20 protein-coding genes and 1 tRNA gene are annotated in these 25,495 nt (G+C 69.8%); 8 read left to right on the forward strand and 13 right to left on the reverse strand.

Annotation, left to right across the window (positions count from 1 at the left end):
• Window positions 1-9 precede the first annotated feature (9 nt).
• Window positions 10-1,401: a glycerate kinase gene (locus tag DSX2_RS10700; RefSeq protein ID WP_236615107.1), complete on the forward strand. Its 1,392-nt coding sequence runs from the start codon at window positions 10-12 to the stop codon at window positions 1,399-1,401.
• 123 nt (window positions 1,402-1,524) lie between these two features.
• A complete protein-coding gene (locus DSX2_RS18595) occupies window positions 1,525-1,701 on the forward strand; it encodes a hypothetical protein (protein WP_020881050.1) in 177 nt (58 codons plus the stop codon).
• Between the two features lie 99 nt (window positions 1,702-1,800).
• Here the strand turns inward: DSX2_RS18595 and DSX2_RS10705 are convergent, their stop codons facing one another.
• The 3 genes from DSX2_RS10705 to DSX2_RS10715 form a co-directional block, all read right to left on the reverse strand.
• Window positions 1,801-3,195 carry a DEAD/DEAH box helicase gene (locus DSX2_RS10705; RefSeq protein WP_020881051.1) on the reverse strand — a complete coding sequence of 465 codons (1,395 nt, stop codon included), beginning with the start codon at window positions 3,193-3,195 and terminating at the stop codon, window positions 1,801-1,803.
• A 505-nt stretch (window positions 3,196-3,700) separates the two neighbouring features.
• Window positions 3,701-4,795 (reverse strand): nitronate monooxygenase family protein, encoded by a 1,095-nt coding sequence (locus DSX2_RS10710; RefSeq protein WP_020881052.1) that lies wholly within the window; start codon window positions 4,793-4,795, stop codon window positions 3,701-3,703.
• Between the two features lie 179 nt (window positions 4,796-4,974).
• Window positions 4,975-5,724: a lipopolysaccharide assembly protein LapB gene (locus DSX2_RS10715; RefSeq protein ID WP_020881053.1), complete on the reverse strand. Its 750-nt coding sequence runs from the start codon at window positions 5,722-5,724 to the stop codon at window positions 4,975-4,977.
• Window positions 5,725-6,016: 292 nt separating this feature from the next.
• On the opposite strand from DSX2_RS10715, the gene DSX2_RS10720 reads away from it, so the two are divergent.
• From DSX2_RS10720 to DSX2_RS17600, 4 genes are all read left to right on the forward strand, one after another.
• Window positions 6,017-7,390 (forward strand): ethanolamine ammonia-lyase subunit EutB, encoded by a 1,374-nt coding sequence (locus tag DSX2_RS10720; RefSeq protein ID WP_020881054.1) that lies wholly within the window; start codon window positions 6,017-6,019, stop codon window positions 7,388-7,390.
• Window positions 7,391-7,434: 44 nt separating this feature from the next.
• Window positions 7,435-8,280, forward strand: a complete 846-nt coding sequence (gene eutC, locus DSX2_RS10725) for an ethanolamine ammonia-lyase subunit EutC (RefSeq protein WP_020881055.1) — start codon at window positions 7,435-7,437, stop codon at window positions 8,278-8,280.
• A 241-nt stretch (window positions 8,281-8,521) separates the two neighbouring features.
• Entirely contained in the window at window positions 8,522-9,295 is a 774-nt protein-coding gene (locus DSX2_RS10730) for an ABC transporter substrate-binding protein (RefSeq protein WP_020881056.1), read from the forward strand.
• 13 nt (window positions 9,296-9,308) lie between these two features.
• Window positions 9,309-11,543 carry an ATP-binding protein gene (locus DSX2_RS17600; protein WP_020881057.1) on the forward strand — a complete coding sequence of 745 codons (2,235 nt, stop codon included), beginning with the start codon at window positions 9,309-9,311 and terminating at the stop codon, window positions 11,541-11,543.
• 52 nt (window positions 11,544-11,595) lie between these two features.
• Here DSX2_RS17600 and DSX2_RS10740 read toward each other — a convergent pair whose 3' ends face one another.
• From DSX2_RS10740 to DSX2_RS10775, 8 genes are all read right to left on the reverse strand, one after another.
• Window positions 11,596-12,192 (reverse strand): hypothetical protein, encoded by a 597-nt coding sequence (locus DSX2_RS10740; protein WP_020881058.1) that lies wholly within the window; start codon window positions 12,190-12,192, stop codon window positions 11,596-11,598.
• Between the two features lie 179 nt (window positions 12,193-12,371).
• A complete protein-coding gene (locus tag DSX2_RS17605; RefSeq protein WP_020881059.1) occupies window positions 12,372-14,939 on the reverse strand; it encodes a response regulator in 2,568 nt (855 codons plus the stop codon).
• Between the two features lie 221 nt (window positions 14,940-15,160).
• Window positions 15,161-15,679 carry a hypothetical protein gene (locus DSX2_RS10750; protein ID WP_020881060.1) on the reverse strand — a complete coding sequence of 173 codons (519 nt, stop codon included), beginning with the start codon at window positions 15,677-15,679 and terminating at the stop codon, window positions 15,161-15,163.
• Window positions 15,676-16,512: a cytochrome b/b6 domain-containing protein gene (locus DSX2_RS10755; RefSeq protein ID WP_020881061.1), complete on the reverse strand. Its 837-nt coding sequence runs from the start codon at window positions 16,510-16,512 to the stop codon at window positions 15,676-15,678. The genes DSX2_RS10750 and DSX2_RS10755 overlap by 4 nt, the downstream gene beginning before the upstream one ends.
• A complete protein-coding gene (locus DSX2_RS10760; protein WP_020881062.1) occupies window positions 16,509-17,543 on the reverse strand; it encodes a xanthine dehydrogenase family protein subunit M in 1,035 nt (344 codons plus the stop codon). The genes DSX2_RS10755 and DSX2_RS10760 overlap by 4 nt, the downstream gene beginning before the upstream one ends.
• An 11-nt stretch (window positions 17,544-17,554) precedes the next feature.
• Complete coding sequence (locus DSX2_RS10765) at window positions 17,555-20,047, reverse strand: xanthine dehydrogenase family protein molybdopterin-binding subunit (protein WP_020881063.1); 2,493 nt, start codon at window positions 20,045-20,047, stop codon at window positions 17,555-17,557.
• Window position 20,048: 1 nt separating this feature from the next.
• The gene (locus DSX2_RS10770) at window positions 20,049-20,675 is read right to left on the reverse strand and encodes a (2Fe-2S)-binding protein (protein ID WP_020881064.1); all 627 of its coding nucleotides are present in this window, start codon (window positions 20,673-20,675) and stop codon (window positions 20,049-20,051) included.
• 299 nt (window positions 20,676-20,974) lie between these two features.
• A tRNA-Glu gene (locus tag DSX2_RS10775) sits at window positions 20,975-21,050 on the reverse strand.
• 194 nt (window positions 21,051-21,244) lie between these two features.
• Between DSX2_RS10775 and DSX2_RS10780 the strand changes: the two genes are divergently transcribed.
• Entirely contained in the window at window positions 21,245-21,964 is a 720-nt protein-coding gene (locus DSX2_RS10780) for a cysteine hydrolase (RefSeq protein WP_020881065.1), read from the forward strand.
• Here the strand turns inward: DSX2_RS10780 and DSX2_RS17610 are convergent.
• Together DSX2_RS17610 and DSX2_RS10790 are read right to left on the reverse strand one after the other, a co-directional pair.
• Window positions 21,961-23,898, reverse strand: a complete 1,938-nt coding sequence (locus DSX2_RS17610) for a sensor histidine kinase (protein WP_020881066.1) — start codon at window positions 23,896-23,898, stop codon at window positions 21,961-21,963. The genes DSX2_RS10780 and DSX2_RS17610 overlap by 4 nt on opposite strands.
• A gap of 7 nt (window positions 23,899-23,905) precedes the next feature.
• On the reverse strand, window positions 23,906-24,592 hold the full coding sequence (locus tag DSX2_RS10790; protein WP_020881067.1) for a response regulator transcription factor: 687 nt from the start codon (window positions 24,590-24,592) through the stop codon (window positions 23,906-23,908).
• Between the two features lie 389 nt (window positions 24,593-24,981).
• On the opposite strand from DSX2_RS10790, the gene DSX2_RS10795 reads away from it, so the two are divergent.
• A complete protein-coding gene (locus DSX2_RS10795; protein ID WP_236615108.1) occupies window positions 24,982-25,434 on the forward strand; it encodes an RNA polymerase sigma factor in 453 nt (150 codons plus the stop codon).
• Window positions 25,435-25,495: the final 61 nt, after the last annotated feature.

Consider the following 25,495-nt stretch of genomic DNA (forward strand, 5'->3'; position numbering starts at 1 on the left):
CACGTCTTCATGTCCAAGGAGGCTCGCCAGACCATGACCCCCCTTTCCGATCTCGAACGCATCTTCGACGCGGCACTCACCCGCATCGACCCCTACAAGATGATCGTCGACCACGTGCGCCTTCAAGGCTCGCGGCTGTCGGTGGCCTTCGAGGACCAGCGCCACGAGGTGGATCTCACGGACTTCGACCGCATCCTGGTGCTCGGCGCCGGCAAGGCCTCGGCACGCATGGCCAGGGCCTTCGAGGACATCCTGGGCGACCGCATAAGCGAGGGCCTGGTCTCGGTGAAGTACGGCCACGGCGAGCCGCTTTCGCACGTGCGGGTCATGGAGGCAGGCCACCCGGCGCCGGACGAGAACGGCGTGGAGGCGGCGCGGGCCATGGTGGAGCTGGCGCGCGGCCTCACCGGCCGCACCCTGGTCCTGAACCTGGTCTCCGGCGGCGGCTCGGCCCTGCTGCCCTGCCCCCTGGTGCACGACGACGGCGCGGACTCCGTGCGCCTGACCCTTTCCGACAAGCAGCGCATGACCGCGGCGCTCTTCGCCTCGGGCGCGGACATCGGGGAGATCAACTGCGTGCGCAAGCACATCTCCGGGGTCAAGGGCGGGCGTCTCCTGCAGCTCATGGCCCCGGCGACCAGCCTCAACTTCATCCTCTCCGACGTGGTCGGCGACCGCCTGGACACCATCGCCTCCGGCCTCACCAGCCACGACGAGACGACCTTCGCCCAGGCCCTCGGGATCGTCGAGAAGTACGGCCTGGAAAAAGACGCGCCCGAGGCGGTGATGCGCGCCCTGAGGCTCGGGGCCGAAGGCAGGCTGCCCGAGACGGCCAAGAAGGGCGACCCGGCCACGATGCTCGCCACGAACATCCTCATCGGCTCAAACCAGGCCGCGCTGCTCGCGGCCTGCGACACGGCCCGGGGGCTCGGCTACAACGTGGCCGCCCTGACCTGCGGGCTGACCGGCGAGTCGCGCGAGGCGGCCAAGTTCTTCTACGGCATCGCCTCGGACGTGCGCAAAAGCGGCCTTCTGGTGAAGAAGCCCGCCTGCGTCATCGCGGGCGGCGAGACCGTGGTCACCCTGCGTGGGCAGGGCAAGGGCGGCCGCAACCAGGAGATGGCCCTGGCCTTCCTGGCCGAAATGGCGCGCGACGAGCTGAAGGGCCGGGACATCCACTTCCTCTCCGCCTCCACGGACGGCACGGACGGCCCCACGGACGCGGCCGGGGCCTTCGCCTCGCGCGAGGTCCTCGGCGAGGCCGAGGCCGCCGGGCTGTCCATCGACGCGGCCCTGCGCGCCAACGACTCCTACCACTTCTTCGAGCGCATCGGGCGCCTGCTCAAGACCGGCCCGACCATGACCAACGTCTGCGACCTGCACATGCTGGTCGTGGCCTAGCCGCGCGGGGACGGCCTGCGCGGGCCGTCCCTCCGCCCGCACGCTCTTTCCCCTGTCCATGTCCGGTGTTCGGGGCTATGCTCGGCCCCGAGGGACCAACGGCCATCCCAAGGAGCCTGAGCCATGCGGGACATGCCCACCGGCGTCTTCGTCCTGGTCGTCGCGGCCATCGGCGTCCTCCTTCTGCTGCTCCTCACGCGCATGCGGCGGCGCTGGAACCGGCGCGGCAGACGGGGACCCGATCCCCTGCTCTTCTGGATGAAGGGCAAGCTGGATGACGAGGACGACGAGGACCGCTGAGCCCTGAGCACACGGACGTTGCGTGCAGATGCAGGCGCGCGAACGAAAAAGGCCCCGCTTTCGCGGGGCCTTTCTCATGGTCGGATTTCGGGAATGCGCCTAGCGCGCGTCGGGCTGGCGCGGACGGCGGGGGCCGCCGCGGCCGGAACGGCCGGAGCGGCCGTCGGAGGCGGGCTTGGCGGCGTTGCCCTGCGGCTTGGCGCCCTGGGGCTTGCCGTCAGAACGGCCGCGCCCGTCACGCCCATTCTCGCGTCCATTGTCCCGATCGTTGCCGCGGCCGTTGCCGCGTCCGCCGAAACGGCCGCCGGGACGTCCGGCAGAACGTCCGTCGGAACGGGACTCGGCGCGGGCACCGGCAGGAGCGGGCGCGTCGTAGTCGAAGCCCGCAAGCTGCCTGCGGGCGATGCTCTGGCCCAGGGTGCGCTCGATCATGCGCACCTGCTGCGCGTCCTCGCCCGTGACAAGGGTGATGGCCACGCCGCTGCGGTCCGCGCGGCCGGTGCGGCCGATGCGGTGCGTATAGTTCTCCGCCGTGTCCGGCAGGTCGAAGTTGATGACGTGGGAGATGCGGGCGCAGTCGATGCCGCGCGCCGCGATGTCCGTGGCCACCATGACCCGGTACTTGCCGCAGCGGAATCCTTCCAGGGCCTCCTGGCGGCGGCTCTGCGAGAGGTTGCCCTGCAGGAAGGTGGTGTCGAAGCCCTTGCGGGAGAGCTGCTGGGCCAGGTTCTTGGCGCGGTGCTTGGTGCGGGTGAAGACCAGCACGGACTCGTGCTCGTCCTCGCGCAGGATGGCCTCCAGCAGGGCGGACTTGCGGTGCGCCTCGACCGGATAGAGGGCGTGGCTGACGCTCTCGGCGGGCGCGGTGTTGGCCACCTGGACCACGGTCGGCTCGTGCAGCAGGTTGGCGCACAGGGAGCGGATCTCCGTGGGCATGGTGGCAGAGAAAAGCAGGTTCTGGCGCTCGCGCGGGAGCTTGGCCATGATCCGGCGCAGGTCGGGCATGAAGCCCATGTCCAGCATGCGGTCGGCCTCGTCCAGCACCAGGGTGTTCACCTGCGAGAGGTCGGCCGCGCCCTGGTTCAGGAGGTCGATGAGCCTGCCGGGGCAGGCCACGACCACGGAGGACTGCCTGAGCGCCTTGATCTGGGGATGCATGCCCACGCCGCCGAAGACGGCCACGCTGCGCATGCCGGTCTGCCTGCCAAGGTCGACGAAGGTCTCGTGGATCTGGAGCGCCAGCTCGCGCGTGGGGGCGAGCACGAGCACGCGCACCGGGCCGCGGCCGGAGAAGTTCGCGGCGAGCATGCGCTGCAGGATGGGAAGCACGAAGGCCGCGGTCTTTCCGGTGCCGGTCTGGGCCAGGCCCATGACGTCGCGGCCCGCGAGGACCGAGGGGATGGCGCGCTCCTGGATGGGAGTGGGCGTGGTGTAGCCCGCCGCGCGAACGCCGGCGAGAATCCGCTGGTCGAGCGAAAACGATTCGAAAGTCACAATATGTCCTATGTTCGAGGGAGATCGCGGCCGAGTGCGTGATGCCGGGCCGCTCCGCCGGCTCTGCCGGCTGGTGTCATGATCGGGCTCTGGGACGAGATGGCTGGTCTGGGTCCGCGTTCTGGCGCGGAGCCGTGGTCCGCCGGGGAGGCGGACGAGGCGTGGACTCTTGTCCTAATCACGCTGAGCCTGCAAATATTGTCCTCTTGCGGGGACAATGTAAAGGCATATTTTTCAAACGGCACGCCGAGGAGCTGCCGCGGCACTGCGGCAGAAGGCGTGGACGGGGCCCGGAAGTCTCGATCCGCGCTCCTTCCCCGGATCCCGTGTCGCGTCCATGAAAAAAGTTGATCTGCTACGCAGGAGGCGTACGCGACACGTGAACCGGGCGAATGCCCGGTTCCGCCGACAGCAGAGATGCGGCGGCGTGAGCAAGCCGAAAACCACGTTTTCGGCGCAGCGATCTTCCACAAAATACGGCTTTGCGTATTTTGTGGACATCACACTAGACCGTCTCGCCCTCGGCCGCGCAGGCCGTCTCGTATTCCGCCTGCAGCGCGGCGACCAGCTCCCTGACCGGGATGATCCTGTCCACGCGGTAGGCGTTGCGTCCGGCGAAGATGAGGCCGTTCTTCATGTCGCCCTTCTTGGCGTCGATCAGGGCCTCGGAGATGCAGAAGAGCCCGGCGCCGCACTCGCAGCCCTGCAGGCAGTGGTAGATGCAGCCGGAAGGCTCCTTGTCGCCGCGGCGCATGTCGCGCACGAAGGGGTTCATGATGGCCCGCCCCGGAAGTCCGACCGGGCTCTTGATGAGCTCGAGGTCGCCCTCCTTGGCGTTCAGGTAGGCCTGCTTGAACTCGGGCGCGGCGTCGCACTCCTCGGTGGCCACGAAGCGGGTGCCCATCTGCACGCCCGAGGCGCCGAGGCGCAGGAACTTCAGGATGTCCGCGCCGGTGAACACGCCGCCTGCGGCCAGCACGGGGATGCGGCGGCCGCTCTCCTCCTCGAAGGGGCGCACGGCCTCGACCACGGCGGGGATGAGCCGCTCCAGAGCGAATTCGGGATCCGTCACCTGCTCGGGGCGGAAGCCCAGATGGCCTCCGGCCATGGGGCCTTCCACGACCACTGCGTCGGGCAGGCGGGAGTAGCGCTGCTTCCACTTCTTGCAGATGATCTGGGCCGCGCGGGCCGAGGAGACGATGGGCACGAGCTTGGGCGCGCTCTTCCCCTCCACGTGCTTGGGCAGGGAGAGCGGCAGCCCGGCGCCGGAGAAGATGATGTCCGCGCCTTCGGCCACGGCGGTCTCCACCAGCGCGTCGTAGTTGGTCTGGGCGACCATGATGTTCACGCCGATGACGCCGTCCGAGAGGCTTCTCGCCCGCCGGATGTGCCGCGCCAGGGCGCGGGAGTTGGCGGCCACGAAATCGGTCTTGAAATCGGGCTCGTCCCAGCCGATTCCGGCGGTGGCGATGATGCCCACGCCACCCTCCCGGGCAACGGCCGAGGCAAGGCTGGAAAGGGAGACGCCGATTCCCATTCCGCCTTGGACGATCGGGAGGGCCAGATTCAGGTCGCCAATTACAAGTCGCGGCAAGGCCATGTGTCTACTGTTCCTTATTTCAATGGTGAGGGCTGTCCGGCAGCCCTAAAGAGCACGGCAAAAAAGATCAAGTCCGGTTTTTTTCGCCAGGGCTCACATAAGTTCTCGGGGCCCGCGTGTCCATGCCGCGGAGCGAAATAAACTCCGGAGATATCCGCGGCGCCTGCGATCCGCTCCGCTCACGCCCCCTGGCCCGCGCAGTCGCGGGAGCAGAATCTGAGGAAGCGCTGCGCCTCCTCGAAGCCGGGGTTGATCTCGAGCGCCGCCGAAAGCAGCTCGCAGCACTTGTTCCGCTCGCCCTTGTCGAAGTAGACGCGGGCGATGTTGAAATACATGTGCTCGTCCCGGTCGTTGTATTCCAGCGCCTTCCGGTAGTAGCGCAGGGATTCCTCGAGGTGCCCGTTCTTGCGCAGGCTGATGCCGAAGCTGTTGAAGCGCGTGCGCTGCTCGAAATGGAAAGCCTCGTCCAGCCCGAGCAGGGTGTCCAGGACCTTCTTGAGCTTCACGAAGTCCTTCTTCTCCGAGTAGACCTCGCCCAGGCCGAAGTTGGCCCGCACGTTGCTCTCGTCGATCATCAGGGCCTTCAGGAACTCGCGCTCCGCGTCGTCCAGCTTGTTCATGGAAAAAAACTTTTCGCCCTGCTCGATCTTGCGCGCCAGCGTGGCCAGGGCGGGCACGGTATGCCGGTTGTAGTAGTCCGGCTCCGGCACGTAGTTCTTCAGGAACTCGAGTTCGGGGACTTCCTTGCGGAGACCTGAGGGCACGTGGTGGACGTTCAGCGGCTGAACCTCGAAACGCTGTTCGTCGAGCCTGCGGGCGTACCAGTAGGTCACCTGATGCTGCCGGGAGGCCGTGCCGCCAGTGCCTATCTCGCTGGTCTTCTGCAGCGAATACACTCCGAGAATTTCCGGAAATGGATGCGTGGACATGAACGGCTTCCCTTCCCCTCTTGAACGCCTCTTTCTTCCGCAGGCACCCGTTACATCAAATCCGGGCCGCTGGCGAGAGCATGTACGCACGCAGGAAATACGTTTTACCTATTCAAGTCAATTTCTTTCACTTTTCCGTCAAAAACAGCCTGTCCGAGGTCCGGTGCCGGTTGAGCTTGCCTGCGTGTCCATGTAAGGGGAATGCTTGCGCGAACGCGGACAGGGGGCCCCCGAGGGGCCGCATCATCCCATCCTCCGCGCGCCGGAACCCGAGAGAGCAAGGACAGGCTTCATGCGCAGCGTCACACTCGGCAGCAGGCATTATTCCTTCTCCACCCTGCGGGAGGTCATGGCCAAGGCCACGCCCGAGCGTTCCGGCGACCGCCTGGCCCAGGTGGCCGCGCGCAGCGCCGAGGAGCGCGTGGCCGCGCAGTACGTGCTGGCCGAGACGCCGCTTCGCGCCTTCCTCGAGGAGCAGCTCGTGCCCTACGAGCTGGACGAGGTCACCCGGCTCATCGTGGACAGCCACGACGAGGCCGCCTTCGCGCCCGTGTCCGGGCTCACGGTCGGCGAGTTCCGCGAGTGGCTGCTCTCGGACGCGGCCGACGCCGCGAGCCTCGCCGCCCTCGCGCCCGGCCTGACCCCGGAGATGGCCGCCGCGGTCTCCAAGCTCATGCGCAACCAGGACCTCATCCTGGCCGCCTCCAAGATCGAGAACGTCACGGCCTTTCGCGGCACTATCGGGCTTTCGGGCCGCCTGTCCGCGCGCCTGCAGCCGAACCACCCCTCGGACGACCCGCGGGGCGTGCTCGCCTCGGTCATCGACGGCCTGCTCTACGGCAGCGGCGACGCCTGCATCGGCATCAACCCGGCCACGGACAACCTGGGCAACGTCATCCGGCTGCTCGAGGCCCTGGACGAGGTGCGCGAGCGCTACGCCATCCCCACCCAGTCGTGCGTGCTCACCCACGTGACCACGACCATCGAGGCCATCGGCCGCGGCGCGCCCGTGGACCTGGTCTTCCAGTCCATCGGCGGCACCGAGGCGGTGAACAGGAGCTTCGGCGTGGACCTCGCGGTGCTGGCCGAGGGCCGCGAGGCGGCGCTCTCGCTTCGCCGCGGCACGGTGGGCGACAACGTCATGTACTTCGAGACCGGCCAGGGCTCGGCACTGTCCGCGGGCGCCCACCACGGGGTGGACCAGCAGACCATCGAGGCCAGGGCCTACGCCGTTGCCCGCGCCTATCGGCCGCTGCTCGTGAACACCGTGGTCGGCTTCATCGGGCCGGAATACCTCTACGACGGCAAGCAGATCATCCGCGCCGGGCTCGAGGACAACTTCTGCGGCAAGCTGCTCGGCCTGCCCATGGGCGTGGACGTCTGCTACACCAACCACGCCGAGGCCGACCAGGACGACATGGACGTGCTCCTGACCCTGCTCGGCGCGGCGGGCTGCGCCTACATCATGGGCATCCCCGGCTCGGACGACATCATGCTCAACTACCAGACGACCTCGTTTCACGACGCCCTCTATCTGCGCAGGCTCCTGGGGCTGCGCCCCGCGCCGGAGTTCGAGCAGTGGCTCGTGGGCATGGGATTCTTCGACGACGACATGCGCCAGCTGACGCTTTCCGAGGACCAGCTGCGCCTGGAGCTGCCCGCATGAGCGGGCGGGAAAGCACGACCACGGAAAGGACGGGGAGCGACGAGATGGCGGAAGCATCCGGAAAAACGCCTGCCGGGGCCGGGACGGCGCAAAGCGCCGCCGTCGCCCCCGTGGTCCAGGATTCCTGGCAGCGCCTGAAGGCATTCACCGACGCGCGCATCGCGCTCGGCCGCTCGGGCGTGAGCCAGCCCACGGCCGCACACCTGCGCTTCTCCCTGGACCACGCCCGCGCGCGCGACGCCGTGCACCTTCCGCTGGACCAGGAGCGCCTCTTCGCCGAGCTCGCGGACCTCGGCCTTGCCGTGGTGCCCCTGTCCAGCCGGGCGCGCGAGCGCCGGGAGTACCTGCTGCGCCCGGACCTCGGCCGCAGGCTGGACGCCGGGTCCGTGAAGGCCCTGCGCGCGGGCAGGCCGGGCGACGCCCCCCGGGACGTCGCGCTCGTCGTCTCCGACGGCCTCTCCTCGGCCGCCATCCAGCGCCAGGCCGCGCCCTTCCTGGCCGCCTTCCTGCCCCTGGCCGCCGCGCAGGGGCTCTCGCTCTCGGCCGTGCACTTCGTCTCCTTCGGCCGCGTGGCCGTGGGCGACGAGGTGGGCGAGCTCCTCGGCGCGCGCGCCGTGGTCGTGCTCATCGGCGAGCGGCCCGGGCTCAGCTCCCCGGACAGCATGGGCATCTACATGACCCACGGCCCCGAGGTGGGACTCACGGACGAACGCCGCAACTGCATCTCCAACGTCCGGCCCGAGGGCCAGCCGCACGCCGCCGCAGCGACGACCCTGGCCTACCTCCTGGAGAAATCCCTGCGGCTCGGCCTGTCCGGCGTGAACCTGAAGGACGACCAGGCCCTGCCGGGCGCGAAGCTTCCGGCCGAAGGCCCCGGCCTGCAGGAGTGACGCGCCCACGACCGGCGCTGCCGAGGAAATCCGGCCGCCTTCGGCTGTACATGTATCGGGGGAAAGAATACTGTCTGTGCATCCAGCCTGTGGCGCACCATGCGCGGGACCGGTCCCCGCCGCGACACGGCCTGGACCTTCTTCCCGCTTCGGGGGAGACGGAAGAAGGCCGTCACGCGTCCGACACGAAACACTCCTTCCCGGAAGGGAGGACGAAAGCACCAAGCCAGTGGACCAGCCCATGAGCCGATGCCTTCCGTCGTCCGTCGCCCTCCTTCTCTCCCTGCTCCTGCTCGCGGGGAGCCCGGCCGCTGTCCTGGCCACCGACCTGACCATCTACACCGAGAACTCGCCGCCTGCGAACTTCGAGCAGGACGGCCATCTCACGGGGTCGAGCACCGAGATGGTCCTCGAGATGCTGAAGCGAAGCGGCCTCACGGCCGAGATCACGGTCGCCCCCTGGCCGCGCGGCTACCGCCTGACCCAGCAGGAGCCGGACACCGCGCTCTTCTCCACGACCCGCACCCCGGAGCGCGAGGACCTCTTCCAATGGATAGGCCCCCTGCTGCGCATCACCTGGGACTTCTTCACGCTCAGGGACTCGAACCTGACGATAACGAGCCTGGACGACGCCCGCGAGGTGGGACGCATCGGCGCCAACCGCGAGGACGCCAAGTGCCAGTTCCTCCTGCAGAAGGGCTTCCGGAACGTGGACCCGGCGGACGACATCGCGGCCACGATGCGCAAGCTCGAGGCCGGGCGCCTGGACATGATCATCAGCTCGAACCTGGCCATCAGCGACTACGCCAGGCTCGCGGGCGTCGCGGCCGACAGCCTGAAGCCGATCTACCAGATCCGCCAGGCCGACCTCTATCTGGCCCTCTCGCCCGGAACCCGGCCCGATATCGTGAAACGGCTGCGCCAGGCCTACGCCGCAATGCGCAAGGACGGTACCTTCAAGGCCATCTACGCCCGCTGGTACCCGGGGATCGAGCCTCCCCCGCAGACGCCCTGAGCCAGGGAACCGCATGCACATCTTCGACTCGCTGACCTCCCTGCGCGCCAAGTACGCCCTGGCGGTGCTTCCGCCCCTGGTGGTCGCCTACGTGCTCTCCACGGCGCTCTTCGCCTTCATCGCCCACCAGGGGCTCATGCGCAGGGCGGAAGACCGGGCCGAGAACCTGCTCGCCCTCAAATGCGCGAGCCTCGCCCAGCCCATGTGGAACTTCAACCTGGACTACGTGCGGCTGAACCTCGAGTCCGTGCTTCTCACCCCGGACGTGGTCGAGGCCGCCGTCTTCGACGACAAGGGCAAGGAGGTGGCCGGCGTCAGGCGCGGATCAGAGGCCGAGGGCGAGACGCGGATCCTCTCGCACGACATCGTCTTCGACGCCGGAGGCAGGCCCGCGCGGGTGGGCCGCATGCGCCTGACCGTGGACTTCGCAGGCATACGCGAGCAGATGCTGAGCGCCCTGGCGGTGATCGCGGGCCTGCTGTTCGTGGTCGTGGCCATCGTGGCCCTGGCCATGTTCGAGGTCCAACGCCACATCGCGGGCCGCCCCCTGGAACGGCTGGACGAGGCCATCCGCTCGGCCGGACGCGGCGAGCCGAGCCCGGTGCAGTGGTCCTCGCGCGACGAGATCGGCCGGGTCATCGCCAGCTACAACGAGATGCTCGCCAGGCTCACGGCCCGCGAACGGGCCCTGGAGAAGGCCAACACGGCCAAGAACGAGTTCCTGGCCGTCATGAGCCACGAGATCCGCACGCCCATGAACGTCCTGCTCGGCGCCTGCGAGATGCTGCAGCGCTCGCGCCTGGACCCGGAGCAGCGCGAGTGCGCCGCGCTCATGGCCTCCTCGGGCGGGCTGCTCATGAACCTCCTCTCCGACATCCTGGACTTCTCCAAGATCGAGGCGGGCGAGATCGCCCTCGAATGTCTTCCCTTCGACCTCGCCTCCCTCGTGGGCGAGGTCTGCCGCCTCTTCGGCCCGACCGCCGAGAGAAAGGGGCTGGCCCTGCTCTGCTGCGCCGAGCCGTCGGTCGGGGGGCGGCGCCTGGGCGATCCTGTCCGGCTCAGGCAGGTGCTGGTCAACCTGCTCGGCAACGCCGTCAAGTTCACGCCGAAAGGCTCCGTGATCCTGCGCGCCGCCTCCTGGGGAGGGGACAGCGTGCGCTTCGAGGTCAGCGACACGGGCATCGGCATCAGCCCCACGGCCCAGGCCACCATCTTCGACCCCTTCTGCCAGGCCGACAGCTCCACCACGCGCCGCTTCGGCGGCACCGGCCTCGGCCTGACCATATCCAAGCGCCTCGTGGCCATGATGGGCGGACGGCTCGAAGTGGCCTCGGAGGAGGGGCGCGGCTCTACCTTCTTCTTCTCCATCGACCTGCCCGGCGCCCAGGACACGACGGACCGCACGCCGGATGCCGCCGTCCGAGAGCCCGGCTCCTGCCCGGCCGAACCGTCCGCCTGCGGGCCCGGGCCGCAGGGGTCGCCCTCGGGCGACGTCCGGCTGCCCCAGGCGCGCCTGCTGCTGGTCGAGGACGCCGAGGAGAACCGCCGGATCCTGCGCATCTTCCTGCGCGGCCAGCCGCTCGCCCTGGACGAGGCCGTGAGCGGCGGACAGGCCGTGGGGTCGTTCGTGCGCGAGCAGTCCGGGGACGCCCCCTACGACGCGGTGCTCATGGACATCGAGATGCCCGGGATGAACGGGCTGGAGGCGGCGGGCAGGATGCGCGCCGTGGAGGAGGCGGGCGGGCTGCCCAGGACGCCGCTCATCGCGCTCACGGCGCACGCCACCCGCGAGTACGACAAGAGCTGCCTCGAGGCGGGATTCGACGAGGTGCTGCACAAGCCCCTGCGCCGCGAGAACCTGATGGCCGTGCTCACCCGCCGCCTGGTCCCCGGAGCTTGCCCCGCGGCGATTCCCGCCGCGATGACGGGCGCGGACCGGCCGGGCGGCGACGAAGGGCCGGACGCGGGAACGGATCCGGCCCTCATCCCCTATGTCCCGCAGTTCATCGAGCTGAGCAGACGACGCATCGCCGAGATGGAGGCCGCCCTGGCCGCGGGCGACATGGACGGCCTGGCCCGCCACGGCCACAGCCTCAAGGGCTCGGCCGGGCCCTTCGGCTTCCAGTGCCTGGCGGACGTGGGCCGGGCCCTGGAGCGGGCCGCGACCGCCAACGACCGGGCGGTCTGCAACCGGCTCGTGGACGAGGCCCGCGCCTGCATCGAGAACGGCGCCCCCGCGGCGGGCTAGGCCCGGCCCGCCTCTCTTCGGGCCGCGCCGTCTCCCGCAGCGCTTCCCCGCCTCACTTCCCTTCTCCGCGCAGGTCGCCGAAGCGTCTGCGCACCTCGGAAAGCCCCTTGCGGTAGGCCTCGGCGTCGCCGTAGTCGAAGAAGTAGCGGTAGCGGCCGTGCATGCTTTTGGGCGGCCGGGCGTGGCGCACCGGGCACCAGTACTGCTCGGTGCGGGCCGCGACCTCGCGCACGTAGGACATGAGGCCGTTGAAGTAGCCGCAGTACATGCAGTTCAGCTTCTCGATGAGGTTCAGGTAGCCGAGCGCCTGGCGGTCGATGACGATGTGCTCGCGCCGCTTCACGCGCGGGATGCCGTAGATGGGGAAGCAGACGAGCTGGTAGACGAAGACCACCGCGTCCAGCAGGACGGCGGGCAGCAGCGCGCCCCAGATGATGGGCACGGTGAGGATGATCAGCACCCCGGACTCGTAGACGTAGTCCGACCACTTGGCGGCGAGCTTCGCGTGGCGCTGCCGGACCTCGCGCTCGAAACGCACCTTGCCCTTGCGGAAGGTGTAGGCCAGGCGGCTCTGCCCGGCGCTCAGCTCCTCGGCGAGCTCGCGCTCCAGCGCCTCCATCCTGTCCAGTATCTCGTCGAGTCTGCTCATCGAAGGCTCCTGATCGCGCCGTGGGCGCGGCTGCGTGTGCGGCCCGAAGTGCCCGGGGGAGTCGGGGGAAAGGATGCGGCAAGGCCCGGGGCCGCCGCTTCTCTAAAGAACGGGTGGGAAGCGCCGCTGCGATGCATACGGATGAGAAGGGGGAACGGAAAGGCGGCGCGGCGCAGGGCTCAGACCTCGGCGCGCGCGGTCAGCCGTGATATCTCGCCCAGCAGGGTATCGAGGTCCACGGGCTTCGAGATGTAGCCGTCGATGTCCTCGGCCAGGAATTTCTCGCGGTCGCCGACCATGGCGTAGGCGGTCAGGGCGATGACCGGGGTGTGGGACGGCGAGGCCATGTCGCGGGAGGCGCGCAGGGCGCGCGTGGCCTCCACCCCATCCATGACCGGCATCTGGATGTCCATGAGCACGCAGTCGAAGGACTCCTCGCGCAGGGCCTGCACGGCCTCCCTCCCGTTGGGCACGGCTCGGACCTCGTAGCCGGACTTCTCGAGCATGCGCTGGATGAAGAGCCTGTTGGTGACGTCGTCTTCGGCCAGAAGGAGGCGGGCAGGGCCGGGCCGCCTCGCGGGCTCCTCGGCCTCGGGCTCGGGCGTCCGGACCGGGCGGGCGAAGGGCAGCGAGACGTAGACCGTGGTGCCGCGCCCCTCCTCGCTGTCCACGGCCATGCCGCCGCCCATGAGATCGACCAGGCGCCGCGTGATGGTCAGGCCGAGTCCGGCGCCCTGCTGGGTCCGGGCATAGGATTCGTCCACCTGGGTGAAGGCGTCGCAGACGAAGGCCAGGTTCTCGTCCGAGATGCCGATGCCGGTGTCCGCGATGGTGAACAGAACGCGCGGCCTCTTGTCGCGCGAGGACGCGAGGGGGCCGACGTGCACCGTTATGCGCCCTGTGTCCGTGAACTTCATGGCGTTGCCCACGAGGTTGAAGAGGATCTGGCGCACGCGCACCTCGTCGCCCAGGAGTTCCTCGGGAATATCCGGGGCCAGGGATATGTCGAGCGGCAGGTTCTTGTCCCGGCACAGGGGGGCGAAGGTCTCGCGGACCGCGTCCAAAAGGTCGCTCACGCGGAAGGGCAGTTCCCGTATGGGCATGCGGTCCGCCTCGATGCGCGAGAGGTCCAGGATGTCCGAGAGCAGCTGCGTGAGCCGCCTGCCGGAACGGAAGGCCATGGCCGCGTACTCCCGCTGCTCGTCGTCCAGGCGCGTGGCCTGCAGGAGCTGCATCATGCCCATGAGGCCGTTCAGGGGCGTGCGCAGCTCATGGCTCATGTTGGTCAGGAATTCGCTCTTGGCCCGGCTCGCACGTTCAGCCAGGTTCTTCTGCACCTCCAGCTCCCCGGCGCGGCGCCGCAGCTGGTCGTACAGGCCGATGTTCTCCAGGGCCACGGAGGTCAGGTCCGCCAGGGACTGCAGCAGGCGCACGTCCTCCATGTCCGGCATGCGCCGCTCGGCCCAATAGTTGCCGATGGCGGCCAGCGGCTGGTCGCTGCGCACCGGCACCATGGCCAGGCTCTTGACGAAGGTCGGCCGGTAGGCCGCGGCCGGGATGCGGGGATCGGAGTAGATGTCCTCGATGATCGCGGCCTGCCGGTTGAGCATGACCCAGCCGCTGATGCACTGCGAAAGCGGAAAGCGCTGCCCCTTCCAGAGCGGCTCGATGGCGTCCTCGTCGGCGTAGAAGCACATCTCGCCGTCGCGCAGCACGAAGGTTGCGCCGTCCGCGCCGGTCAGCTCCCTGGCCGCGCTGCGCACCGCCACCATGACCGCCTCGAGGCTCGTGGCCCTGGAGAGATCCCTGGCCGCCCGGGACAGCCGCTCCTGGGCCAGCGCCCAGCGCTCGGCCTCCTCCTTGGCCTGTCGCAGGGCCTCTTCCGTGCGCTTCTGGTCGGTCACGTCCTGGGTCGTGCCGGAAAAACGCACCGGCCTGCCCGCATCGTCGTAGATGGCCCGTCCCCGGGCGCGCACCCAGCGCAGCCTGCCGTCCGGGGCCACGGTGCGATACGTGGCCTCGAACAGGCCGTGCCGCTCGATGGCCGCGTCGATGGCCTGCTGCACGGGCTCACGGTCGTCGGGGTGGAGGACGCGGAAGAAGTCGTCGAGCACCGGCCGCGCGTCCGGCGGCAGCCAGAAATGTTCCTTGACCTGGCGGTTCCAGTTCAACTCGCCCATCGGCCAGTCGTTGGACCACAGGCCGAGGTCCGTGGCCTCCGCGATGAAGTCGATGTCGTCCAGGCTCTTGCGCAGGTCCTGCTCGCTCTCCTGCAGCCGGTGCTCCGAGGCCACGCTGGCGGTCACGTCCTCGCTGGTGATGACGATGCCCCCGGTCACGCCGGAGCGCTCGTACCAGGGCCGCACCTCCCAGCGCAGCCACTGCCTGCTGCCGTCGGCGCGCTCGAAGGGGTCCCTTTCCGCGCGCTCCACGGCGCCTGCCAGGCAGCGACGGTGAATCACCTTCCAGCGTTCCGGGATCTCGGGAAAGACGTCGTAGTGGCTGCGGCCGAGGACCTCCCGGCCGACCAGGCCATAGTCCTCCAGCCAGCGGCGGCTCACGGCCACGTAGCGCATCCGGGTGTCCAGCATGGCGATGGCCGCCGGCGCGTGCTCGACGAAGAGGCGCAGCTGCACCTGCGCCTTCTCGGCCTCCGCGAGGCGGGCCGAGAGCTCCTCGGCCAGATCACGCAACGACTGCGTCTCGGCGAGCAGCTCTTCCCTGGATTTTTCGGCTTCCCGTGACATCCTCTTCCCTTGGACCAGACATGCTTGGCGGGCCGGCCGGCCGCCCATGAAAAACTGAGGCACGACCATCTCCCCTATAGCCCGGCTGACGCCAGGCTGCAATACAGGAAAGCCAGTAATAGTCTGTGCGCGCCATGTTTCGGCCGTCGCGGCAGGCGCGAGGGCAGGAGGGGAAGGCGAGGAGGAGAGGGGGGAGGCACCCGCCCTCCCCCCGCCGAGGGTCAGTCGGCCTCGGCAAGGGCCGCCGCGTCCGGCGCGCAATCGGGCCGGGGCAGGACGATGCGCACGATCTCATCGATGAGGAAGAGGTCCGTGAGCAGGGTGCGCAGATGCAGCGAGGCGTTCAGGTTGTCGATCAGCTGCGAGCTCAGGCGCGGCTGGACGCGCGCGAGATCCAGGGCCGCCAGGGCGCGCTCCGCGTCGCGTCCCAGAACGGGAAGGAAGGCCTCGTGCCGCGCCCGGGCCTCGTCCCCGTCCCCGCCGCCGTGCGCGACGAGCGCGGGGATCAGCGCGGCATAGGCGTCCTGCAGCCCTGCGGCGGCCGTGGAGGCGGAAGCGAGGAACTCGCGCAGCCGCGAGGCCTGCCCGCAGGCCTCGCCGTTCAGCCCCTGCGCCGCGTAGGCCAGCATGAACTCGTAGCACTCCTCCAGGACATCGCAGCGCGCGGCCAAATCGTTCGCCAGATCGTTCACCAAGTCGTTCGCCGGGTCGGGCGCCGTATCGTCCGTCACGTTCGTCATGCCTTTTCCTTCGCGCCGCGCGGCGCCTCGGCGGGCCACAGCTTGGGGTCGTGGTGCGCCAGATAGAAGTCGCGGTCCAGGGAGCCCACGACCATGGAGCGGGTCACGGCCCGCTCCTCGGGCCGGGCCGCGAAGTACACGTGCACGATCACCAGGGCCACCAGGGCCACGCCGGTGAAGCCGTGCAGCAGGTAGACGACGCCCCATGCGGCCTCGGAGAGGATGTAGGGATCGCGCGTGAAGAAGGGCGTGCGCACCTTGAACAGGAGGAGCACTCCCGTGGCGGCCATGGCCAGGCCGCAGGCGAGGATGGCCAGGTGGTAGAGCTTGTTCAGGAGCGCGTACTTCCCGGGCTTCCCGGGCGCGGGCCCCATGCCGCCGAAGGCGCGGCCGATGCCCCTGCCCGCATCGCGCAGGTCCCTGGCGTTCGGCCAGATGGAGGCGAAGTCCATGAAGAAGACGGCGTTGACGATGTGGAAGAGGATCGCCAGGACCAGCACCGTGCCTGCCATCCAGTGCAGGTTCACCCAGGCAAAGAGCAGGCCCGCCTTGGGCAGGAAGGCCGTCGCCAGCAGGGTCAGCATGGCCGCGGCCATGATCCAGTGGAACAGCCGGGCGGACAGGGAATGCCGCGCCACCCTGGCCGGGACGTGGACCGCGGCGGCCGCGTCCGTGCCCTCGCCGGGCGTCTGCCCGGCACGGCCGCGCGCCCAGAAGAGGTGCACCAGCGCGAAGCCGAGGCCGAGGCCCAGGGCCACCCGGAGCAGATCCCAGGCAACGTGCAGGGGAACGGATTGCTCCCAGGGGGTGTGTCCCCACGTGATCAGGTTCATGCCGCCTCCTTGCCGCCGCCGTGGCCGCGGCCTGTACCCAGTACGGCCCGGGCCACCAGGTTGCGCGCCAGGGCGACCTTGTAGCCGTTGTGCTGCAGGGGCTCGGCCCCCTGCGCCGCCATCGCGCCAGCGGTTTCGGCCGTGGCCGCGTCGCGCGCCTTGCCGCGCAGGAAGTCCTCCACGCGGGAAAGCCGCAGCGGCCGGGGCGCCACGCCGTTCAGCACGATGCGCGCGTCGCCGACCGCCCCGCCCCCGACCGCGGGCAGGAAGGCCGCGGCGATGTTCACCAGGGCGAAGTCCCAGACCTGGCGGTCGCGGACCTTCTCGAAATGGAAGTCCGCCCCGGCCCAGGTCCCGGGGATGCGCACCGCGGTCAGCAGGTCGCCCGGCCCCAGCACGGTCAGCCGCGTGATGTCGATCTCCGGGCCGACGAAGTAGTCAACCGCCGCCACCTCGCGCGTGCCCGTGACGCTGCGGATGACCATGCGCGCATCCAGCGCCGCCAGGGCCGGGGCCGTGTCCGAGGGATTGACCGTGACGCAGCGGCCGGCGCCGAAGACGGCGTGCTCGCGGTTCTGCCCCACGGGCGTGTCCGCGTAGCAGGTGTGGCCTCCGGCGCGGTAGCAGTCGAAGCCGCTGCGGTAGTACCAGCAGCGCGAGTCCTGCGAGGCGTTGCCGCCGAGGGTGCCGCGGTTCCTGATCTGCGGCGAGGCCGCCGCGCCCGCGGCCTGGGCGAGCAGGGAGAACTTCGCCCGCACCTGCGGGTGGCGCTCCACCTCGGAGAGCGTGGTCAGCGCCCCGATCTCGAGGCCGCCCTCCAAGGGCCGGATGCCGCGAAGCTCGTCGACCATGGAGAGGTCGACCACCACCTTGGGCCGCTTGATGCGGTCCTTGAACCAGTCCAGGCTGTCCTGCCCTCCGGCCATGGCCCAGGCGTCGGCCCCGTACTTGTCGAGCAGCCCCACCGCGTCGGCGGCGCCGGTCGGCCGGTAGAGCGCGAATTCGGGCATCACGTCGCGTATCGTCGCCATGTCGTACCTCCTCAGCCTGCCGTATGCGCGGACCGGCCAAAACGCCCGGACTCGAGAAAGTCCAGGACCGTGTCCGCGGTCACGGGCGCGCGCCTGAAGGCGTCGTCGCCCAGGGCGTCGCGCAGGGCGTTCAGCACCGCGGAGCAGGCGCCCGTGGTGGGCGGCTCGCCCACGCCGCGCGCGCCGATCGGCGTCTCGGGGTCCGGGATGCCAAGGGCATCCCAGCGCATGCGCTCGGGCGCGTCGAGGATCGTGGGCGGCCTGCTGTGGTAGAAGCGCTTGGCCAGCGGCAGGCCGTAGTGCGTGTCGTAGACCCAGCCCTGGCCGACGGCGTGGCCGATGCCGAGCATGGAGCGGCCGAGCAGCTGCCCGCCCAGGGCGCGCGGGTGCACGACCACGCCCACGTCCCCGACCACCAGGAAGTCGAGGATGCGGTACATGCCGGTGGCGCGGTCCACCTCCACCTCGGCGAAGCTGGCCACGTAGGAGAAGGTCCGGCCGTCGCGGCCGAAGGTGTCCTTGCCCACGGCCAGCAGGCCCTGCCCGGCCAGGGCCTGCACGGATGCCTTGGTCAGCCGGTTCAGCTCGTCGGGGAACTCGTGGCCGTCGTAGGCGCCGCCGAGCTGTACCGCGCGGGCCGCAGCCTCGGCGAAGCCCATGGCCTCCCCGCCCCCGCGGCGCAGCACGCGCCCGCCCGCGACCTCGTAGTCGTCCGGCGAGCCGCCGCGCGCCTTGGCCGCGATCTCGCAGAGCTTCTTCTTGGCGTCCAGGCAGGCGGCCAGGGCCGCGCGGGTCATGGCGTGGATGGTCTGGCTGCCGCCCGAGACGCAGGTCCAGGGCAGGTGCTTTCCCGTGTCGCCCCAGACGAGCTTGCAGCGTTCCCAGGGCACGCCGAGCGATTCGGCCACCACGCGGTGGGAGTCGCTCACGGATTCCGTGCCCAGGTTGCCGATACCGGACTGGATGCGCACCGTGCCGTCCGGCCGGATGACGAAGAGCCCGTCGTAGCCGGTGGACCCGGCCACAAAGCAGCCCAGGGACACGCCGAGTCCCCGGATCATGGAGCCCTTGTCCGCGCCGTCCCTGTTCTGGGCCGTTCGCTCCTGCCAGGCGAAGAGTTCGGCGCCGCGGTCCAGGGCCTGGCGCACGAAGGAGCTCGTGCAGTACGGGCGTTTTCCGTCCGGCCCCGGGGCCAGGAGCGGTGCCTTGCCCGCGGGCGCGTTCAGGCGGCGGATGGCCAGCTGGTCCATGCCGAGCCTGCGCGCGGCCTTGGCCATGAGCGTTTCCAGGAAGGCCACGCCCTGCAGTCCGCCCGGCGCGGTCTGGGAGACGTGGAAGGGGGTGTTGGTGAGCACGGAGAGGCCGCGCCAGCGCATGGCCTGCGGCTGGTAGAGGAGCGAGGTCACCATGCCTGCGGCCGCGGCGTCGTGGTTCTCCGCGTACGGGCCGTTGTCCTGGACCACGAAGAGATCCAGGGCCAGGAGGCGGCCCTCCCTGGAGAAGCCCGCCTTCATGCGGCCGTGCAGGCTCGGCCGCACGCCGCCGATGGCGTACTCGTCGTCGCGGCTTATGCGCATCATCACCGGCACGCCGGTCTTCTTCGCCAGCACGGCCGGGATGATCAGCTGGATGGAGGCGGTGATCTTGCCGCCGAAACCGCCGCCCGTGTACTCGCTGACGAAGACCACCTTGTCCGTGTCCACGTTCAGCCAGCGGGCGATGGCAGGCACGGTCTGCATGGTGCTCTGCGTGCCGGAGTGGATGAAGACCTTGCCGTTTTGCCAGTAGGCCAGGGTGGAACGCGTCTCCAGGGCTATGTGGTTGGTATTGGGCGTGGTGAAGCTCTCGTCCAGGACCAGGGCGGCGTCCGAAAATCCGGCGTCGAGGTCGCCGTAGCTCCACTCTCCCGCGGCCTTGCCCGTGGGCATGAGGCCGTCCGGAGCCTTTTTGAAGTCGTCGGAACTCCACTTGAGCTCGCGCACCTCGGCCTGCCCCTTTCCGGACTCGGACTTCATCCAGACGTTGCCGTCCGTGCGCGCGTTCGGTCCGCCGGGCTTCAGGCTCTCCAGGGGGTCGATGACGAAGGGCAGCGGCTCGAACTCGATCTCGATCTTCTCGATGGCCTCGGCGGCCGTGAGTTCGTCCACCGCGGCCACTGCCAGGACCGGCTCGCCCTGGTAGAGCGGCTCCATGGTCAGCCCGCGCTGCGTCCACTTGTCGGCCTTGATGACCGCGCCCGTGTCGGTCACGGCGTCGGCCGGGGCGGGCAGGTCGTCCACGGTGACCACGGCCTTGACCCCGGGCATGGCCAGGGCCGCGGAGGTGTCCAGGCGCTTCACGCGGGCGTGCGGCATGGGGCTCGTGAGGAGCCTGCAGTACAGCATGCCCTCGGCGCGGAAGTCCTCGGAGTACCTGGCGCTGCCCGTCAGCTTGGCGCGCAGGTCCGGGGTCGTGTAGTCCTTTCCGATGACGGAGAAGGGGGAAGCCAAGGGCTTTTCGGCCATGTCACGCCCTCCTCATGTATTCGGCGCCCCGCATGAGGCCGTTAAGGATCTTCTCGTAGTCCTGGCAGCGGCAGAGGTTGCCGGAGACGGCGCGGGCCAGCTCCGCCCGGGTGGGGTCCGGGTTGGCCTTCAGGAAGCCTGCCGCGGCCATGAGGAAGCCCGGTGCGCAGTAGCCGCACTGGAAGCCCTGTTCGTCGAGCACGCCCTGCTGCAGGGGATGGAGCGCGCCGCCGGGCGCGGACAGCCCTTCCACGGTCAGGATGCGCCTGCCCCTGACCGAATGGGTGAGGACGGAGCAGGAGTACTGCGGCACGTCGTCCACGAGCACGGTGCAGGCGCCGCATTCGCCGCGGTCGCAGCCGATCTTGGTGCCGGTCAGGCCGAGCTTGGAGCGCAGGGTCATGACCAGGGTCTCCTGGGGCATGACGTCCACGTGGCGCTGCCGACCGTTGACGTTCAGGGTGATCAGCCGTTCCACGCCGCCCGGCGAGGCCTTCTGCCCCGCCAGGGCGCTGCCGCGGAACATGCAGCCCGCCCAGGACACGGCCCCGGCCGCGATGACGCCCTTGATGAACGCCCGGCGCGAAAGCTTTTCGGGCGTTTTGTGCGCGCATGCCTCGTGTGCCATGATCCATGCCCCTCACGTCACGGGTTCACGACGGCGGCCGGGCCGGAACACATCCACCGGCCGGTCGCAGTTCACCATGTATATCCCTTGTACAGGGATTTTCACGGAGGTGGTAGCACGATCTTCTGGATGGATTGCCCGATCCTGCGAAACTTCGTGACCGTTCCGGCCGGGCGGAAAGGGCGCGGAAAGGGGGCGGAGAGCGAGGCGGAAGGAACGCGATGCGCTCCACCCGGGGCAGCCGCACGGGCGGCGGCAACGAAAAAGGGCTGCGACGAATGTCGCAGCCCTTTGAAAAGTGGCGTCCCCAAGGGGGTTTGAACCCCTGTTACCGGCGTGAGAGGCCAGTGTCCTAGGCCACTAGACGATGGGGACGCGGTCGATGCTCGCGCATCGGAAGGAGGCTTCTAGCTCCTTCGGCCGGGGATGTCAACACCCTTTTCCGCCGCGAAGGGCCGTTTTTTTCCGCAAGGCGTCTTCGCAGCCCCGCTCCGCCGTGCTAGGGGAAACGCTGATCGCCCGTCCGCCGACCGGCCGGGCGCGACTCCTCGCCCGAGCACGGAGGTTCCATGGTTTTCCGCCGCACGCCCCCCGGTCTCCATCCTGCCCGCCGCGCGACCCGCCTCGGGCGCGGCCCGGCACTCGCCCTCCTCGCCGTTCTCGCCGTTCTCGCCGTCGCGGGATGGGCGTTCCCGGCCCTGGCAGGGGACATCGTGGCCGACTGGGAGCAGGCCGCGCCCCCGGCCGCGCCCGAGCCCCGGGTCGTGCAGCTTGCGGGCGCGAAGGCGGCCCTGCTCGTGCTCGACATCGAGGAGCACACCTGCAACGCCGAGCGCAGGCCGCGCTGCCTCGAGACCGTACCGGCCATCACAGAGCTCGTGCGCCGCGCCCGCGCCTCCGGCATGCCCGTGATCCACAGCCTGGCCAGGAGCGGCACGCGGGAGGGCATACTGCCGTCCGTGGCCCCCCTGCCGGACGAACCGGTGATCCAGTCGAGCGTGGACAAGTTCTACAAGACGAAGCTCGCCGCCCTGCTCAAGGAGCGCGGCGTGAAGACCGTCGTCGTCACCGGCACGGCCGCCCACGGCGCGGTGCTGGCCACGGCCACCGAGGCCGCGGTGCGCGGCCTGGACGTGGTCCTGCCCGTGGACTGCATCTCGTCCGAGTCGCTCTACACCGAGCAGGCTGCGGTCTGGCTGCTGCACGAAGGGCCCGCCACCCGCGGGCGCCTCAAGCTCACCCGCGCGGCCATGATCGTCATGCCCGGCGAGCTGACCGCCGCGCCCTAGGCCTCGGACCGGGCGGGGCTCTCCGTCTGCTCCATGTCCGCGGCCACGGCGGGCAGGGGCAGCTCGATGAACACGGCAAGTCCGCCCCGCTCCCGGTTGGCGGCCCAGGCCCTGCCGCCGTGCGCCTCGGCCACGCGGCGCACGATGGACAGGCCGAGCCCGCTGCCCTCCTCGGCCCGCGGGCCGTGCGCAGCGCGCTCGAAAGGCTCGAAGATCCGTTCCAGATCCTCCCCGGCCACGCCCGGCCCCTCGTCGCGCACTGCGAGCAGGGCCCGCCCGCCGTCCTTCTCCACCCGTATGGTCACGGGCGGTCCGGCATGGACCAGGGCATTGCGCACCAGGTTGTCCAGGGCGCGCCTGAGCAGCACGGCGTCGCCGTGCACGGGCAGCTCTCCCGGGGCCTGCACGCGCACCGCGCCGGGTCCGGCCTCCTCGCCCGCGTCCCTGGCGGCGTGCGCCGCGAGCAACGTCAGGTCCACCAGCCCGCCCGGCCGCGCGGGCCCGGGCGCCGTCGCGTCGTCGAGGCGGGCCAGGTCGAGCATCTGGCCGCGCAGGGTGGTCAACGCCCTGTGCTCGCGCGACATGCGCGGCACGAGGCCGGGCACGTCGCCGCCCCTGCCGCAGAGCTCTATGGCCAGCCCCAGGCGCGAGAGCGGCCCGGCGAGCTCGTGCGAGACCTCGCGAAAGAGCCTGCGCTGCGTGTCCACCACGCGCGCGTCCGCCCGCCTGCGCTCGAGCAGACGGATGTTCTCGGCCTGCATGGCCCGCACCTTGTCCAGCAGCGAGGTAGTGAAGACCGCGGCCTGCAGCAGCAGGACCAGGGACACGGCGTGCCCCGGGCTGATGCGCGGCCCCAGGTGCAGGGCGCGATGCAGCACCGGCAGCAGCGGCAGAAGGAGCGCCAGCCCCCAGGCCACCAGGAAGAGGCGGGCCGGGGCGAAGCCGCGGCGCATGGCCTGCCGGCCCGCGAAGAGCGCGAGCAGCGGGATGAGCAGCGCCATGGAGAAGAAGATGTGGCGCATGGCGCCCTGCCTGCTCCAGACCGCCATGGGCAGGAGGAGCACGAAGGCGGCCATGAGCAGGCGCAGCACCAGGTCCACGCGGGGCGTGCGCCGCGCCGTGTGGATGAAGGAGCGGACGAGGCCGCACCAGCAGAAGAGCCAGCCGAGCGCCAGCACGCGGCCCGGCACGCCCACGTTCAGCTCGCCCAGGAAGGTCGCGCCGGTCACGTCGTCGAAGGCCAGGAAGAAGATGGCCCCCAGAAAGGCCAGCGAGGCCGCGTACCAGGCGTGGCCCGGCTCGCCCAGGAGCAGGCCGAAGAGGATGTTGACCGCGGCGATGAGCAGGAGCCCGCCGTAGAACATGCCGAGCGCCAGCCCCTTGTGCCCGACCTCGCGGGCGTGCAGCCGCTCGGCCACGAAACGCGGCGGGTGCTTGGGCATGTCCTGGCCCGCGCAGCGCACGAGGATGCTTCGCGGCGCGTCGTCGGGCAGATAGAACTCCACGAAGCGGCCCTGCGCCGTCTGCACGCGCGGGGAGGCGCCGCCCGCTCCGGGCAGAACCAGGGAGAAGCGCATGGCCACGGGGTTGGCCATCTCGAGGACCACGCCGCCCGGCGGCGGGGCCGTGACCATGCGCAGCAGGAACCAGGCGGCCGGGCTCTCGTTGATGGCCTCGAAGGCCTGGGGGCCGAAGGGGCTGAAGCGGTCCAGGCGGGAAAGGACCTCGGCCGGGGTGAGCCCGGCGCCGAAGTCCGGCATCCAGGCCACGTCCACCCATATGGGCGCGGACAGGGACGGCTCTGGCGGTCCGCCGAGGTCCGGCGCCCCGGCCCACGGCAGCCAGCACAGGACCACTGCCAGCGCGAGGCAGGCCAGCGCCGCGGCCGTGGGCATCCGGCTGGTGCGCCGGACGGCGCGGGCGGCCTCGGGCATGGCGTTCTCAGTGCCCGCGGCAGAAAAGATAGCCCGAGCCGCGCACGGTCCGGATGTACTCGCCGCCGTCCGGTCCCTTGCCGAGCTTGCGGCGCAGGTTGCAGACGTGCATGTCCACGTTGCGGTCGTAGGGGATGTGGGGACGGCCCAGCACCTGCTGCGCGATCTCCTCGCGCCCCACGGCCTCGCCCGCGCGCCGCATGAGCAGTTCGAGCAGGGCGAACTCGGCCGAGGTGGCCGTTATCTCCTCCTCTCCCCGCCACAGCCGCATGGTGCCGGGATCCAGGCGCACGCCGCACATCTCCAGGGGTTTGTTCGCGGGCGCGGCCGGTGCGGCCGCGCGACGCAGGATGGCCCGGATGCGGGCGGCCAGCTCGCGCGTGCTGAAGGGCTTGGCGAGATAGTCGTCCGCCCCCATCTCCAGGCCCAGGACGCGGTCGAGCTCGCCGTCCCGGCCCGTGAGCATGAGCACGGGCGGCCCCCCCTCCCCGCGTATCCTCCGCAGGACCTCGAAGCCGGTCAGCCCGGGCAGGTTCACGTCCAAGAGCACGATGTCGTGCTCGCCGCCGAGCGCCATGTCCAACCCCGCCTTGCCGTCGTAGGCGGCATCGAGGTGCATGGCCTCGCCGGACAGGCTCTGTCCCACCAGTCCGCAAAGCTCTTCGTCGTCGTCGATCATCAATACGGGGATCATGGCCTTTCCTCGGGCGGTCTGCGCCCTCCTGGAGTTCACCACTCACGCACAGCAAATTCAACGCCATTCCACCCTGCCCGCAGGTCAGGAAATGTCAAGCAGGGTCGACTTTCGTCCACGTCTCGGGACAGTTTCAAACAATACAAGACGAAAAACTGACCGTAACAGCGACACTGGCTGCATGATGCAGCAGTGTTGGCAGCATTTTCTCCCGCCAAAAGAATGATGATGAGTCTACCTGCTGCCATACCACGCCCCATTCGGAGGATGCTGTTATGCTGTACATGGTCGACGAAAAAGAAATCACGTCTCTTCTTGCAGATGGAGACAATACTTCATGGGCATATTTCATGAAGAACTATTCGTCAATCATCAGCAAGACAATCCGCATGACAGCCGACAAGTACGGCCGGGCGAACGACGCCGCCGACACGTCCGACATCTTCCAGGACGTCATGCTCCGGCTGGTGGCCCGCGGCGGGCACCTGCTGCGCAGCTTCGACCCCTCCCGCGGATCGCTGCGCACCTGGCTGGCCGTGGTGGCGCGCTCCGTGACCCTGGACGCCCTGCGCCGCCGTCCCTCGCGCGAGGTGTCCGTGGACGAGACCTTCTTCGAGCTGACCCCCGCGCCCGTGGCGCGGGAGAACGAGCCGGGACGCACCCCCCTCTTCCCCCACCCGGCTCTCAGCACCCGGCAAAATCAGGTCATGGGCATGATCTTCGACCGCGACATGGATGTCCGCGAAGTGGCCGGGCTTCTCGCCGTGGGCGAGCAGACCGTGCGCAGCCTGAAGCACCAGGCCCTGACCCGGCTGCGCGGCATGGTCGCCCAGCCCGCCTAGCCTGCTGCCGGAAAAGTCCCGTCCCTGTCTCCCGGGGACGGGGCGGCCGTCCTCCCCCACC

Source organism: Desulfovibrio sp. X2, from assembly GCF_000422205.1.
Taxonomy (GTDB): Bacteria; Desulfobacterota; Desulfovibrionia; order Desulfovibrionales; family Desulfovibrionaceae; genus Alkalidesulfovibrio.

Excerpts from the sequence above, each read along its gene's own strand:
- DSX2_RS17605 (WP_020881059.1), bottom strand. The coding sequence starts at position 14,939 with ATGTCACGGGAAGCCGAAAAATCCAGGGAAGAGCTGCTCGCCGAGACG.
- eutC (WP_020881055.1), top strand. The coding sequence starts at position 7,435 with ATGGCGGAAGCATCCGGAAAAACGCCTGCCGGGGCCGGGACGGCGCAA.
- DSX2_RS10720 (WP_020881054.1), top strand. The coding sequence starts at position 6,017 with ATGCGCAGCGTCACACTCGGCAGCAGGCATTATTCCTTCTCCACCCTG.
- DSX2_RS17600 (WP_020881057.1), top strand. The coding sequence starts at position 9,309 with ATGCACATCTTCGACTCGCTGACCTCCCTGCGCGCCAAGTACGCCCTG.
- DSX2_RS10730 (WP_020881056.1), top strand. The coding sequence starts at position 8,522 with ATGAGCCGATGCCTTCCGTCGTCCGTCGCCCTCCTTCTCTCCCTGCTC.
- DSX2_RS10750 (WP_020881060.1), bottom strand. The coding sequence starts at position 15,679 with ATGACGAACGTGACGGACGATACGGCGCCCGACCCGGCGAACGACTTG.
- DSX2_RS10715 (WP_020881053.1), bottom strand. The coding sequence starts at position 5,724 with ATGTCCACGCATCCATTTCCGGAAATTCTCGGAGTGTATTCGCTGCAG.
- DSX2_RS17610 (WP_020881066.1), bottom strand. The coding sequence starts at position 23,898 with ATGCCCGAGGCCGCCCGCGCCGTCCGGCGCACCAGCCGGATGCCCACG.
- DSX2_RS18595 (WP_020881050.1), top strand. The coding sequence starts at position 1,525 with ATGCGGGACATGCCCACCGGCGTCTTCGTCCTGGTCGTCGCGGCCATC.
- DSX2_RS10765 (WP_020881063.1), bottom strand. The coding sequence starts at position 20,047 with ATGGCCGAAAAGCCCTTGGCTTCCCCCTTCTCCGTCATCGGAAAGGAC.
- DSX2_RS10790 (WP_020881067.1), bottom strand. The coding sequence starts at position 24,592 with ATGATCCCCGTATTGATGATCGACGACGACGAAGAGCTTTGCGGACTG.
- DSX2_RS10780 (WP_020881065.1), top strand. The coding sequence starts at position 21,245 with ATGGTTTTCCGCCGCACGCCCCCCGGTCTCCATCCTGCCCGCCGCGCG.
- DSX2_RS10740 (WP_020881058.1), bottom strand. The coding sequence starts at position 12,192 with ATGAGCAGACTCGACGAGATACTGGACAGGATGGAGGCGCTGGAGCGC.
- DSX2_RS10755 (WP_020881061.1), bottom strand. The coding sequence starts at position 16,512 with ATGAACCTGATCACGTGGGGACACACCCCCTGGGAGCAATCCGTTCCC.
- DSX2_RS10760 (WP_020881062.1), bottom strand. The coding sequence starts at position 17,543 with ATGGCGACGATACGCGACGTGATGCCCGAATTCGCGCTCTACCGGCCG.
- DSX2_RS10700 (WP_236615107.1), top strand. The coding sequence starts at position 10 with ATGTCCAAGGAGGCTCGCCAGACCATGACCCCCCTTTCCGATCTCGAA.
- DSX2_RS10710 (WP_020881052.1), bottom strand. The coding sequence starts at position 4,795 with ATGGCCTTGCCGCGACTTGTAATTGGCGACCTGAATCTGGCCCTCCCG.
- DSX2_RS10795 (WP_236615108.1), top strand. The coding sequence starts at position 24,982 with ATGACAGCCGACAAGTACGGCCGGGCGAACGACGCCGCCGACACGTCC.
- DSX2_RS10770 (WP_020881064.1), bottom strand. The coding sequence starts at position 20,675 with ATGGCACACGAGGCATGCGCGCACAAAACGCCCGAAAAGCTTTCGCGC.